Raw genomic sequence first — 14,911 nt, forward strand, 5'->3', positions numbered from 1 at the left:
CCATCGATCAGTCAAGAGGAGAGGTACTAGGGAATTTGTGATCCACCTGGATGGGGAGCGTCGGGATGTTTGAGCAGCACGACCCAGGAAAAACCAATCAATCGCATAACCACAACTTATGCTAGGGGTTAACGGTCGCTAACCCCTATAAATGTTGTATAATTTCGTATGGGTGCGTAAGTCCCGATTACTTCAATCTCCCCTACTCCCCACCCCTAATTTATCCACCAACAGGTTCAAGCCGAATTAATTGTCCGTTAGGTCGATCGGTGAGAACATACAATAGTCCATCAGGACCTTGTCGCACATCCCGCACTCTCTGACCAATAAAAATAGATTCTTGAGTGACAACATTACCCGCTTCATCTACCTCAATGCGATGGATATCTTGCGATACTAACCCACCTGCAAACAAATTACCCTGCCACTGTGGAAAGCGATCGCCACTGTAGAAAGCTAAACCAGAGGGTGCTATTGATGGAGTCCACACTACTTTAGGGTCTACCATACCAGGGCGAGATGTTTCCGGGGAGATGAGTCCTCCAGAATATTCACGACTGTGGGTGACTGCTGGCCAACCGTAGTTTTCTCCGGCCTCAACAAGATTCAGTTCGTCGCCACCTCGAGAACCATGTTCTGTTGCCCAGACTCTATTCCTTGTGGAGTCAAAGGTGATTCCCTGGATATTGCGATGTCCGTAGCTCCACACGGCGGGTTCGGCATCTGTAGAAGTTGCGAAAGGATTATCGGAGGGTACAGAACCATCGTCATTTAACCGTAAAACTTTGCCCAGATGACTACGGCGGTTTTGAGCTTGTTGGCGGATAAATTCGCCATTAAACTCAATAGGTGGGTTGCCACCATCACCAATTGTCATTAGTAGAGTTTCATCAGGTAGCCAAATAATGCGTGACCCGAAGTGTTGCGCGCCAGTTTTTGTCTGAGAAACCTCGAAGATTACTTGCAGATCGCGCAGAGTATTATTCTCAAGTCTTGCTCGTGCGATGCGGCTGCGGTTTGCTGACCGATCGCCGTGGGAATAAGTCAGATAAATCAAGCGATTTTCTGTAAAGCGCGGGTGAACTGAGACATCCATTAATCCCCCTTGGCCAGAGGCAAATATTTCGGGAAGTCCTGCAACCGGAGTAGGATCTAGAACTCCATCACGCACAATTCGCAATCTACCTGGTCGCTCGGTAATTAGTATAGTGCCATCAGGAAGCCAGGCCAGACTCCAAGGATGTTCTAGGTTTTCTACCATTGTAATTTTCTGCAAACCTGAATTAGTCGCAACATTTTTAGGAGAGTCGGTTTGATTATTAGAAACTGATGCAGTTTGAGTCTGAGCAGCAGTAGACGAATCTAGTTGAACATTAGTGGTACAACTTACATTCCCGAATAGAGCGATCGCTATAGTAGTGCGAAATACTATTTTACTTCCTGCTGTTATGAGGCGATCGAGTAGATCGAGCGGTTTTTGGTCTGACTTATAAAACAAATTGTGTTGAAACATAGTTCATTATGCTGATTTTTTTTATGACTATAGAATCTTTATTACTAGACATCTCCAAAAATACTCAAACGCCTAGCCTTACTACTCACATTCCCCACGTCAACTTATAACATTAAAAGTAGTATAAAAATCGGTGGTTTTATCAGTATTTATACTATATAGATCGTATTCATTGACCTTTCTCAAAGTCAAATTCTTAGGAACATATTAAGTATAAATATTTAATTATTTACTCCTATTAACCACTATTTTTTTCTCCTGATATAGAATCCGGTTATATAGTATATGTTTATAACTATACTTCAAGCCTTAAATCTCCCCTACTCCCCACATTCCCCTCCTGGGAGGGGTCCGCGGGTGGGTTCCCTACTCCCCCCAACTATATAATAAGTGTTCAACCGGATTTGATATGACTCCTGAAGACTGTTTTTTTATACTACATTTAAAATACGTATGTGGGTTATATCATGTCCGGTAGCATCAGTATTGTATAGCGAAGGTAAGGAAGAAGGAAGAGGGAAGAAGGAAGAGGGAAGAAGGCTTAAAAGCTTGAAAAAACAAACGTAAATTTTTTGTAGATATTCACCCTTGGTTTTACACAAACGATACCAACGGACATGATATTACTACCTTTCTCTAGAGCGATATAACTACCGCTAGACTGTGCCAACGCCATAGTCAATTTCTGTGGTTTAATCAGTCTTAGAGTTATTTGTTGTTACTAATTAACATCTTTACTCCTAAAGAGTTAACCAATCTATAACTGTTCAACCAGATTTGATATAAGGTGTCAATTATCCTCACAACATTAGATCGAGTTTATTATTTCAACATTTAATACTCAAAACTTTATTTACAAAATTAGCGGTTTAACAAAAATTGTTTTTGCTTCTTCTCTCCTAATTGCTAATTCTGTACTGATACCTACTCTGATATGAAGTGGTCCGCCAAAGCAACTTTTTCGTAATACCATTATTTGTTTTTCTGGCACAACTCCCATAGCTTTAAGACGTTTGACTAATACTTCACCATAAGTATCTATTTCAATTCTTTTAATAATTGCTGAATTTTGGATATCTAGGCAAGATAAATCTATCAGTTGTGTAGTAGTTTTACTATCTAAATCTTGCTTATTTTCTGCGTCAAAAATTATTTTTTCTGGATGATTAGACAACATTTTTAAAGTATTTTTTTTATCTTGATAAGTGTGAAGTATTATATCATTTCCGGTTAAACAGTTATAAATAAACGTAAGCATTCAGCTCTTTAGAGACGTTGCATCCAATGTCCTTACCGAAAAATTAATAATTAATAATTATTAATTAAATAATTCAGCTTTATTAGCCTCCCCTTTCAAGGGGAAAAAAGCGGTCGTTTTGCTACGCAACATGTAAAGCGTAGCTTCCCGCAGGGTGGGATGGCTCCGAAACCTGCGCCATATCCATGAGACCAAGAGAAGAAATAATATTTCCTGATATTCAATTCCGTAACGGTTAAAACCCGAGGTAATTATCCATTATCCATTATCCATTAATGAACTACTCCCTACTTCCTCTTTTCCGGAGAGGTCTAATGACTGCTGTTTAAACTTATTAATGACTCCTGTTGAAACTTATTATAGGATATTATTAATCTTTAATTAAAAAATTCCCATGTCTCGACCTACATTATATATTGCTATTACTAACCATGGATTTGGTCATGCTGTACCCATATCATCAGTTGCTAATCTGGTGCAAAAAATGTGTCCAGATGTTTTATTGATTATGGTGACAACTGCTCCCCGTTGGTTATTAGAATCTTATATTTCTGGTGATTTTATTCATCGTCCTCGTGCCTTTGATGTGGGAGTTATTCAATCAGACAGTATCACAATGGATAAACAAACTACCCTAGAAAAATTGAAAGAAATTCGGAGTAAAGAACGGTCAATTATTGCTGGAGAAGTTGATTTTATTAAGCAAAATAGAGTGGATTTATTATTAGCAGATATCCCGCCACTTGCTGCTAAAATTGCTCAAGCTGCCGATATTCCTTGTTGGATGTTGAATAATTTTGGTTGGGATTTTATTTATCGTCCTTGGGGTGGTGAATTTGTGGAAATTGCTGATTGGATAGGAGAATGTTTTGGGCAGTGTGACCGTTTATTTCGCCTCCCATTCCATGAATCCATGGACGCTTTTCCTAATGTTTTTGATGTGGGATTAACTGGAGGAACTCCACATTATCAACCTGAAGAAATTAAAGCAAAATTTGGCATTTATACAGACAAAGAAAAAACTGTTTTACTGACTTTTGGTGGTTTAGGTTTAGCACAGATTCCCTATCAAAATATATCCCGTTTTCCTGACTGGCAGTTTATTACTTTTGATAGTAACGCTCCAGAGTTTCCCAACCTTATAAATGTCAGAAATAAATTAGATAAAAATCACAATAATTTACTCAATATTCGACCTGTAGATTTCATGCCAATATGTGGCAGAATTATTTCCAAACCAGGATATAGCACATTTGCTGAAGCCTTAAAATTAGAGATACCTGTTGTCTCATTAATCAGAGAAGGTTTTGCTGAATCAAAATTATTATTAGAAGGTATTCAAGATTATAGTTATCATCAAATTTTACCACCAACAGAATTTTTTGATGGTGATTGGGAATTTCTCAGACGACCCTTACAACCACCCCGTAAATCTGAAAAATTAGATAAAAATGGCAGTGAAGCGATCGCTAAAGCAGTTGTAGATTATTTACATTGAAGAAGGCAGTTCATTAATTGATAATTGAAGCGTGGATAATTGATAATTACCTCGGGTTTTAACCGTTACGGAATTGAATATTATGCCAGCGCACATTGCTATACTTTCAACTTTCTAATTAGGGCTTGCTGATTAAATCTAAAAGCATTGACATATAAAGATAAGTGCCTTTTTGGGGTCGAGTTGCAGTGCCTGGTTTTCAGCTCTTCATGCTCAAAAGGTTAGTATTTTAGACGCATAGTTGGGCAGAAAAACCAAGGGACAATTCTTTCTCCTACCTCTTCGCTCATTCCCATTTCTCCCCTCCACCGGAGGGGGAGGGGCGAGGGGTGGGTTGTCTCCTGTCTCCTGTCTCCTGTCTCCTAACCCAGCAAAAAGATTTTATTCAGCAAACCCTAATTACTGCACAATCTATTCAAGGAAAACAATTATGATCCCTAAAATTAATATTAACAACTTCATTGAAATTGACATTAACAGCATCATTGCAATGGGAGTTGAAATCGTATTTCTAATATCTCTCTTTGTAGTAATTAAATTTTTTGTCAACAGAGCATATAAACAATTAATAAAAGTATCATCAATTAAAAAAAAGAAAAAAGATGTTGAAGTTATCTACCGAAATATTCAGATATTATTAACTATAAGTTGCTTACTATTATGTTTATTAATTACCGGAATTAATGGATGGCTTATTTATCGGGGAGAAAATTTAATCGAATACCAAACTTCCTTGATTAAAAGTATTTCCTTTGATTACCTGCTAGCTATAGGAATTAGAGTACTCAAAATCTTAGGCATACTAATTTTAACTAAATGGAGTATTCCATATATAAATAAATTTATAACCTGGTCAAAAGAGTGGGCAAAAAACGTTGATAAAATCACTGCAAATGATGCCAGTATTGACAATTTATTTGAATTTTTCAAGAGCAACTTTAATAATATGATTTGGCTGTTATATGTGACTCTATCAGCTCAAATAATGGTATTCCCAGAAGTAATTATCAAATATTTGTATATAAGTTTGCAGGTTTATATGATTATTATTACAGGATTACTATTTATTAAAGCTAATACAACAGTTATTGATACCTTAGATGGTCTTAGCAAGAAATATTCCGATAAAAGAAATATTTTGCGGGTCTACGATCGCCTAAGTAAATTAATTCCTCTTGCCAAACGATGTCTTGAATATGCAATCTATATTACTACAGCTACTTTATCTATTCAAAAAGTTGATTTTATTGCTGGTTTAGCTCCTTATGGTCCTTTATTTTTGCAAATAATTGGGATTATATTTATGAGTCGTGTTGTGCAAGAAATTGGTCAACTGTTACTAGAAGAAGTTCTACTGCGTGAGGGCGATCAAGATGATATATCTAAACAGAGACGACAGACATTTCTACCCCTATTTCAAAGTTGTATTAAATACCTGATTTACTTTGGTACAGGGATAGCAATTCTTTATACTATTAAAATTGACCCGACTCCTATTTTAGCAGGTGTAGGTATTTTAGGTTTAACAATTGGAATGGGAGCACAAAGTCTGGTTGAAGATATAGTTGCAGGTTTCTTTATTTTGTTTGAAAGTTACTATTTGGTAGGAGATTTTGTAGAGATAAATGGCGTAAGTGGTTTTGTCACGGGAATAGAATTAAGAACAACTCGCATTAATGGTGGAGATAAAAATTATATTATTCATAATCGTGATGTTAAGGATATAGTTAATCACTCCAGCTATAGTAGTGCAGTAGTCATGCTAAAAATTCCTTATCAAGTTAAGATTAGTCAAGTCTATGAAGTTATAGAAAAAGTTGGAAAGAAGTTGCTAGAAAATTATTCGGAAGACATAATTGAACCAACAACAATAGGAGGAGTACAAGAATTTTCAGAAAATCACATATTAATCGAAATAGTTACAGAAGTTAAACCAGGAAAACATTTCAGGATTCAGAAAGTTTTAGGTATAATGATTAAAGAAGCTTTTGAAAAAGCAAATATTGAACTTAGTGTGGTTAATCATGTAACCCTGAGTAACGATCGACCTATTCCAATATTTTTAAAACCTCTACGATAAATAGTGATATCAAATTCGGTTAAACAGTTATAAATTGGTAGTCTTTAGGAGTCAGGAGTCAGGAGTCAACCCACCCCTAACCCCTCCCAGGAGGGGAACGACCGAGTCCGGAGTCAGGAGTCAACCCACCCCTAACCCCTCCCAGGAGGGGAACGACCGAGTCCGGAGTCAGGAGAGAAGAAAGAAGAAGCAAAGAAGAAAGTTTTTTGTTTGCTAGCACACAATGCACGTTAACGCAGAGCCCGGAACGGAGTTCTATCCCACTCTTATCCGGACATAGTATCATACCTCAAATCACCAATGCCATAATTCTATAGTTACTTCAATCTCCCCATCTCCCAGACTCCCCATCCCCCCATCTCCCTACCTCCCCATCTCCCACAACTATATAATAAGTATTTAACCGAACTTGATATGACTCCTCCCTGATTATTTATAACTATTCAACCGGACATAATATAAATCTGAAAAATTAGATAAAAATGGTAGTGAAGCGATCGCTAAAACTGTTGTGGAATATTTAAAATAATTATTGCTAACTATTCAACTATTGAAAAATCTATGTAACGAAAAGTTAAGTTATCAGCCACTTGTCCTTTATCCATCTTATCATAAAAATAATTTTTCATGGAAATGAAAAAGCTGTCGTTAGCGCAGTTTCCCGTAGGGTGGGATGGCGAGGAAACCTGCGCCATATCCAATCGACTAAGAGAAAATCAAGTTTAATATTTCAAGCCTCTGACTTTCCTAGGTCATGCTGCGCAAACAGGCAGAGAGAGGTACTGATAACTGATAACTGATAACTGATAACTGAAATTACCTACTTATCATTTCTCAAATTGATATGAATAACATCATTGTAATTGGAATTGAAATCGGATTTATCATATGTACCTTTCTGACAATTAGATTTGTTTTCAGTAGGATATATAAACAGTTAATGCAAATTTCATCCATAAAAAAAAGGGAAAACAATCTTCAAGTTATCTACCAAAATGTGCAGATATTAATAACTATCTGTTCCTTATTATTATGTTTGGCAGTAGCAGGATTTAATGGATGGCTGATCTATCAAGGACAAGACTTAATAGAATACAAACGTTCCATTATTCAAAATCTTTCCTCAGATTACTGGCGAGAAGTAGGAATTGGAGTTATCAAAAGCTTAAGTTTATTAATAATAACTATCTGGATTATCCGATACATAAATAAATGCCTAAACTGGTTGAAAGAACAGGCAGAAAATTTTGAAAAACTTACTGCTAATGAAGAAAGTATCGAAAGTTTCTTTGAATTTTTCAAAGGCAACTTTAATAACATTATCTGGCTGTTTTATGTTACTTTATCCGCTCAATTCGTGCAACTACCAGCAGTAACTATTCAATATTTATATATAAGTTTGCGGATTTATATAATTATTACTGTAGGGTTGCTCTTCATCAAGGCAAGTACAGCTATTATTGATACTTTCGATGCCTTGAGCAATAAATATTCCGACCGACAAAATATCTTGCGTATTTACGATCGCCTGAGTCGTTTAATTCCTCTAGCAAAAAGATGTATTGAATATGCAATCTATATAATTACAGCTACCTTAGTAGTTCAGCAAGTTGCTTTTATCGCCAAACTAGCTATATATGGACCTATATTTATTCAAATAATTGGCATTATATTTATCAGTCGTGTTATTGAAGAAATTGCTAAACTTATTCTCGAAAGATTATTACTCCGTAACGATGATTCGAGTAATTTATCTCAACAAAGAAATCAGACATTTCTACCTTTATTTAAAAGCGTTCTCAAATATTTTATTTACTTTGGTACAGGCATCGCTATTCTTGATACTATTGGTATGTATCTTGGCCTAATTTTTGTCCAAATTTTACCAGCAGGTGTAGTTATTCTTGGTTTAGCAGTAGGAATGGGGGCAAAAAGTCTAATTGAAGATCTAGTTGCAGGTTTCTTTATTTTATTTGAAAACTACTACTTAGTAGGAGATTTTGTAGAGATAAATGGTACTTATGGCTTTGTCACAGGAATAGAATTAAGAACAACTCGCATTAATTATGAAGATAAACATTACATTATCCATAATCGTGATGTTAAGGATGTAGTTAATCATTCACACCATAGTAATTCAGTTGTCACTCTGAAAATTCCTTATCAAAGTGATATTAATCAAATCTATGAAATTATAGAAAAAGTAGGAAAGAAGCTTCAAGAAAATTATCCAGAAGAGATAATGAAAAGAACAGTAGTAGATGGCATAGAAGAATTTTATGACTATCAAATGTTAATTCATATAACTACAGAAGTTAAACCAGGAAGACATATTGATATGAAGAGAATTCTTGGTACAATGATTAAACAAGCTTTCCAGGAAGAAAAAATTGAAATTCCTGTGATTCACCATTTAATGATGAATAATCAAGACAGAACAAATATTAACCTGAATAAATAGCTGAAGCGCTGATGGCTGACTGCTGTTTGCTTACCTGATAACTGATAACTGATAACTGATAATTGAAATGACTCACTATCAACAATTACTCCAAATTAATACTTCTGGTAAATCTTTATCCAAAATCACTTCCAAAGTACAAGAAGCTGTAGCAAAATCAGGGGTAAAAACAGGTTTATGTAATCTATTTTTACGGCACACTTCCGCTAGTTTAATAATTCAAGAAAATGCCGACCCAGATGTATTAGTTGATTTGGAAAACTTTATCTCAAAATTAGTACCAGAAGGTTATCATTATATTCATAGTGCTGAAGGTCCTGATGATATGCCAGCTCATATTCGTAGTGTTTTAACCCATACTTCAGAACAAATTCCGATTAATAATGGCAGATTAGTATTAGGTACTTGGCAAGGAATTTATGTTTGGGAACATCGCCAACGTAGTCATACCCGAGACTTAGTAATTCATGTCAGTGGAGAATAATTTTTAGCAGAAGGAAGAAGGAAGAAGGAAAAAATAGCCCATTCATTCATTATTTACCAAAAAAATGAGGTTCAAAGCCTCCCCAAAGCCCCCCAAATTGGGGGACTTTTACCAGCTAATGGATTCTTGTTCCCCCCAGAATTGGCTTGCTCGGGGGACAAAATTCAGTATTAAACAACTTTTCAGATATCCTCTTAGAATTGGTTCAGATGATAAGACACGAAGTGCCGTGTCGAAGACTATCCCCATTCACTTCTTCCTTCTTCCTTCTTCCTTCTTCCTTTTTCAAGGCTTTGTTAACAACTGAACTAACAAACCATAGCAATATCCACCCAACAAAATTCCTCCTGCACCAATTAAACCCATTAATGGAGGGACTGGTGCAGGTAGTTTAAGCCAACCAAATACAACACCAATTATCCAACCTCCGAGTAATGCCATTCCTGCATCTTTGAAAAAACTCATAAGAAATCTCCAAATTAATTCCAAGTTGAATACTCTGAAGTTTCAATATAGCAGAAGGAATAAGGAAGAGGAAAGAAGGAAGAAGGAAAAATCCTGCGTTGTCTAAGTTTTAAGCTTTAGCAGAAGAAAGTCACGCACTGCTTGCTGTTGGGGCGTTGCTGAATTAAAGTATGAATGCGCTATTGTTTGGTTCTGGTAAAGCCCCCGCGCATCGCCCATTCAACAAAAAGCGAAGCAACATCTGGCTTCCCCCGATCCTGCGGGGGACGGGAGGGGGATTAATAAAGGGGACTTTTAGAGTTTTATTCCCCCCAGAATTGGCTTGCTCGGGGGGCTTGCATCATACCCAGAATCAGCAACGCCGCTTTTGGATAGTGTGTTATATCATGTCCGGATAATTAGTGATAAAAAACTTTCTCTTTCAACTCCAGTTCTTCTTCTTCCAACTTCAGTCTTCCCTCCTGACTCCTGACTCCTGACTTCTGCCCTCTGCCTTCTTGTATAACCCGGAGTCTCCTGTATCACTTCAACCTAATTTCAATCTGCACCTCACTCCGTTTCAAATCTTCCGGTGTCATTGGTGAATTATACAACAAGCGTCTTGGCGGACTCACAACTTCATATTCTGGGTGTTGCGCCAACCATTCTTTCAGCTTTTGCAAATTTTGTTCGTAGCTCTCCCAACTGTAAGCACCCTGTACCCCAATACTCACAACCGTCATTGGCAAAGTATCTCTCACCATCACCTGAGAATCAATTTTTTGGGGAGTCATATCCGGGGTCGAATAGAGAAACGATACTTCTGTCTCTTCGCTTTCCTTGACATAACGTGCTTCCACAGGGGTTGTCATGGCAATTTGATTACTGCTGATATGTTGATACAGTGGGTCGAAAGCTGCTCTGGTTGCCATCCGGGAATCACCTGTATGTTTGTAGGTGACAGCGCGATATTGAGGATATTCTTTAACTTCGATGATATTTGCCTCAGTGGGTTGAGGAAAACCTTGGGGTAAAGATGCAGACATTTCAAAATTTGGCTTGATTTACTATTCCATTATACTTGTTATAGAATAGACATCTCCATAAAAGAGGGAATAGGGGGAAATAACTGATAATTTATGTACGATAATTGATTTTATTTTTTATTTTTGGAGATGTCTAATAGATAAATAAACATCAACCAGGGAAAAATTAGCGCTGGCGAACACTTTTGTAACTATTGTCCAATAAATAAATCAAAATCAACCAGGGAAAAATCAGCGCTGGCGAACACTGCTGTAACTATTGTCCAATAGATAAATAAACATCAACCAGGGAAAAATTAGCGTTCGCTAACACTGCTGTAACTATTGTCCAATAGATAAATAAACATCAACCAGGGAAAAATTAGCGTTCGCTAACACTTTTGTAACTATTGTCCAATAGATAAATCAAAATCAACCAGGGAAAAATTAGCGCTGGCGAACACTTTTGTAACTATTGTCCAATAGATAAATCAAAATCAACCAGGGAAAAATTAGCGCTGGCGAACACTGCTGTAACTATTGTCCAATAGATAAATAAACATCAACCAGGGAAAAATTAGCGCTGGCGAACACTGCTGTAACTATTGTCCAATAGATAAATAAACATCAACCAGGGAAAAATCAGCGCTGGCGAACACTGCTGTAACTATTGTTCAATAGATAAATAAACATCAACCAGGGAAAAATTAGCGCTGGCGAACACTGCCTTTTGGCGGTGCAATTTATGAGCTGGAAATTTATCCAGTGGTTAACCGTTGTCAAGGGTTAGAAGCAAGAGTCTATCACTATCAACCTTTGGAGCATTGTCTGTATCAAATTTCCGATCAGAATTCAGATAACGTTCCATCAACTCCCTAAAACACTACGAGCGCCTCATCCAGACATGGTATAAATCAAAAGGGGCAGCCATCAAATGCTACCCCAAAAAATTCTATCAGATATCGTTTTAGGCTACAGCTATCTAACGATAAAAGTTGTTGACCCTATTTACCATGTTATTCCTGATAAATAAAACGGCTACATCCCAATAGCGATCGTCTGTATCTTTTAGATCGCACTTGATTTTCCATTCTTCATCCTCAATAACAGGCATGATCGTCAACGCTGAGACTTTGTGTTTCTGCTGTGCTCCAGAATTAAATCCGGCAATAACTGCAGTCCATTCTGATGCTTGATATCCAGTTTTGATTGTGGGATTACCTTTGACCTGATAAATCCGATATTCCATAGGTTTTTGCTCAGTCGCTGATGTGGGTTCGGTGGTTGTTGATTTGGTGTCAGTTTCACCAGTAGGTTTGGTGGTTGTTGATTTGGTGTCAGTTTCACCAGTGGGTTTGGTGGTTGTTGATTTGGTGTCAGTTTCACCAGTGGGTTTGGTAGTTGTTGATTTGGTGTCAGTTTCACCAGTGGGTTTGGTAGTTGTTGATTTGGTGTCAGTTTCACCAGTAGTATCTACTTTCATACATTCATTAATTTCTTCTTTTGACAATGCTCGGTTATACACCCGCAGGTTTGACATTTTACCATGAAACAATTGATCTGCTGACCAGTTACTATTACCAACGTAGTTTTTGGTGCGGTTAACACTATTGGGGATAGCTACCAACCCACTCCCTACTTCTTGACCATTCTTATACACCTTGGCATTTCCTGACTTGTCAATTGTTGCTGTTAGATAGAGCCACTGATTCTTTTCGAGTATCCCTTTTACTTCAATAGCTTTTCTCGTAGAACCAACAAATACAACTAATAATCCATCGTTGGTTGTAGTACGATTGCCAAAGATGATATTGTTCTTACCAGGACCATTCGCGAAATCAATAACCCTTGACTGGTTCTTGAAGTTCTGATAATATACCCAAGCTTCTACGGTAAAACCTTGTGAATAGTTGATATTCATCTCAGGCATTTGGATATAATCATCCACCCCGTCAAAGTTGATACAGTTACCAAAGTTCGGGTCAGCTACAATTTCAGGAGACCCATTAACTTTACCATTAAGTTTTGATGCTGAAACATCAACAACTTCTTTTTCTTTAGCTGCATTTTCTACTATTTCATTGAGTGGTAGATGCAGTTGTAAGCCTTTATTTATATCCATTGGTGCTGGTGTTTGCTCTACTGGTGGTGGTGTTTGCTCTACTGGTGGTGGTGTTTGATCTACTTTCATACATTCGTTAATTTCTTCTTTTGACAATACTCGGTTATACAGTCGCAGATGAGCCATTTGCCCTTCAAGAGCTTGGTTGACATCAAATCCTCCTGCCAATTTATCCTGTTCTTGCCCTAGTACGAGTGATCCCCCAGAAGTAATTTTCTTTCCTTTACTCAGAGTACCTGAGTCTTTCTCTTCCCCATCTAGATAAACCTTTAATTGTCCGTCGCTGCTGTTCCAACTTACTGTTACACAATGCCATTTACCATCATTGAAAGCAATTCCTGTTTCTTTTGTAGCCCCTGTAATGTAAAGTATAAGTTTTTTAATGTCATACAAGATCAGGGCATTATCTGTTTGAGAATTAGCATAGGAAACAGGTGTTCCTGCTTTTTTTGTATTGTTTGATTTAACCCAACATGATACTGTAAGTACTTCTGAGGGGAAATTTGCCATGGGATTAATAATAATATAATCATCATTCCCATCAAAGTTTAAGCAACTGCCAAAACGCGAGTCTGCTACAACTGTTGCACCATTGACTTTGCCATTGAGTTTTGATGTTGAGACATCAACAACTTCTTTTTCTTTAGCAGCATTTTCGACTATTTCATTCAGTGGCAGATGCAGTTGTAAACCACGATTAATATCCATAGCTGGAGGAGCTTCATCCACTTTCATACATTCATTAATTTCTTCTTTTGATAACGCTCGGTTATACAGTCGCAGATTTGACATTTTCCCATGAAAAAATGCATCTGCTGACCAGTTACTCTTGCCAATGTAATTTTTAGTGCGATTAAGATTATTAGGTAGATGTACTAAAGCACTCTGTACTTCTTCACCATTCTTATATACTTTGCCACTACCTGAGCCATCAACAGTTACTGTTAAATAAAGCCACTGGTTTAACTCTAGCTTTCCATCTGCTTTAATCCTGTTTCGAGTAGCACCTTGATAAACATCGAAGACTAAATTCTGAGTAGTACCTTCATTCGCAAACAGAATGTTGTTGTTACCCGGACCCTTTCCAAAATCAATAATTCTTGACCAATTCTTGAAGCTGTTATACTGTACCCAAGCTCCTACAGTCAAACCTTGTGAATAGTCAATATTCATTTCTGGCATTTGGATATAATCATCCACACCGTCAAAATTTAGACAATTGCCAAGTTTGGAGTCTGCTACAACTTTTGCTTCCCCATTGACTTTACCCTTGAGTTTTGCTGGAGAAACATCAACTACTTCTTTTTCTTTAGCAGCATTTTCGACAATTTCATCCAGTGGCAGATGCAGTTGTAAACCACGATTTATATCCATAGGTGGAGGAGTTTCATCCACTTTCATACATTCGTTAATTTCTTCAGGAGATAATGGTCGGTTATACATCCGCAGATGCGACATTTTGCCATGAAAATATCCATCTACTGACCAGTTACTCTTACCAATGTAGTTGTTAGTGCGATTAAGATTATTAGGTAGATGTACTAAACCACTCTGTACTTCTTCACCATTCTTGTAGATTTTGCTACTACCTGACCCATCAACAGTTACTGTTACATAAACCCACTGGTTCAACTCCAGTTTGCCATCTGCTTTAACCCTGTTTTGAGTAGTACCTTTATTAACCTGGAAGGCTAAATTATTAGTAGTAAGTTCATTAGCAAACAGAATATTGTCATTTGGAGCACCATTTCCAAAGTCAATAATTCTCGACCACTTCTTGAAGCTGTTATACTGTACCCAAGCTCCTACAGTCAAACCTTGTGAATAGTCAATATTCATTTCTGGCATTTGGATATAATCATCCACACCGTCAAAATTTAGACAATTGCCAAGTTTGGAGTCTGCTACAACTTTTGCTTCCCCATTGACTTTACCCTTGAGTTTTGCTGGAGAAACATCAACTACTTCTTTTTCTTTAGCAGCATTTTCGACAATTTCATCCAGTGGCAGATGCAGTTGTAAACCA

At 37.2% G+C, this 14,911-nt stretch carries 9 protein-coding genes; 4 read left to right on the forward strand and 5 right to left on the reverse strand.

The features are described 5' to 3' along the window. Nucleotides 1-220: 220 nt before the first annotated feature. Both F6K15_RS05370 and F6K15_RS05375 read right to left on the reverse strand, forming a co-directional pair. On the reverse strand, nt 221-1,513 hold the full coding sequence (locus F6K15_RS05370) for a PQQ-dependent sugar dehydrogenase (RefSeq protein WP_293057995.1): 1,293 nt from the start codon (nt 1,511-1,513) through the stop codon (nt 221-223). Nucleotides 1,514-2,366: 853 nt separating this feature from the next. Then, on the reverse strand, nt 2,367-2,771 hold the full coding sequence (locus F6K15_RS05375; RefSeq protein ID WP_293057997.1) for a FeoA family protein: 405 nt from the start codon (nt 2,769-2,771) through the stop codon (nt 2,367-2,369). Between the two features lie 394 nt (nt 2,772-3,165). On the opposite strand from F6K15_RS05375, the gene F6K15_RS05380 reads away from it, so the two are divergent. The 4 genes from F6K15_RS05380 (at nt 3,166) to F6K15_RS05395 (ending at nt 9,294) form a co-directional block, all read left to right on the forward strand. Next, the gene (locus tag F6K15_RS05380; RefSeq protein ID WP_293057999.1) at nt 3,166-4,269 is read left to right on the forward strand and encodes a glycosyl transferase; all 1,104 of its coding nucleotides are present in this window, start codon (nt 3,166-3,168) and stop codon (nt 4,267-4,269) included. Between the two features lie 430 nt (nt 4,270-4,699). Continuing rightward, the gene (locus F6K15_RS05385) at nt 4,700-6,349 is read left to right on the forward strand and encodes a mechanosensitive ion channel family protein (RefSeq protein WP_293058001.1); all 1,650 of its coding nucleotides are present in this window, start codon (nt 4,700-4,702) and stop codon (nt 6,347-6,349) included. Between the two features lie 940 nt (nt 6,350-7,289). Next, nucleotides 7,290-8,810: a mechanosensitive ion channel family protein gene (locus tag F6K15_RS05390; RefSeq protein WP_293058003.1), complete on the forward strand. Its 1,521-nt coding sequence runs from the start codon at nt 7,290-7,292 to the stop codon at nt 8,808-8,810. Between the two features lie 67 nt (nt 8,811-8,877). Beyond that, on the forward strand, nt 8,878-9,294 hold the full coding sequence (locus tag F6K15_RS05395) for a secondary thiamine-phosphate synthase enzyme YjbQ (RefSeq protein ID WP_293058006.1): 417 nt from the start codon (nt 8,878-8,880) through the stop codon (nt 9,292-9,294). A 285-nt stretch (nt 9,295-9,579) separates the two neighbouring features. Here F6K15_RS05395 and F6K15_RS05400 read toward each other — a convergent pair whose 3' ends face one another. The 3 genes from F6K15_RS05400 to F6K15_RS05410 form a co-directional block, all read right to left on the reverse strand. Next, on the reverse strand, nt 9,580-9,759 hold the full coding sequence (locus F6K15_RS05400) for a hypothetical protein (RefSeq protein WP_293058009.1): 180 nt from the start codon (nt 9,757-9,759) through the stop codon (nt 9,580-9,582). 521 nt (nt 9,760-10,280) lie between these two features. Further along, on the reverse strand, nt 10,281-10,784 hold the full coding sequence (locus tag F6K15_RS05405) for a heme-binding protein (protein ID WP_293058012.1): 504 nt from the start codon (nt 10,782-10,784) through the stop codon (nt 10,281-10,283). A 961-nt stretch (nt 10,785-11,745) separates the two neighbouring features. Beyond that, the coding region (locus F6K15_RS05410; RefSeq protein WP_293058015.1) for a LamG-like jellyroll fold domain-containing protein at nt 11,746-14,911 on the reverse strand (3,166 nt) is incomplete at its 5' end.

This window comes from Okeania sp. SIO2B3 (assembly GCF_010672525.1).
Lineage (GTDB): Bacteria > Cyanobacteriota > Cyanobacteriia > Cyanobacteriales > Microcoleaceae > Okeania.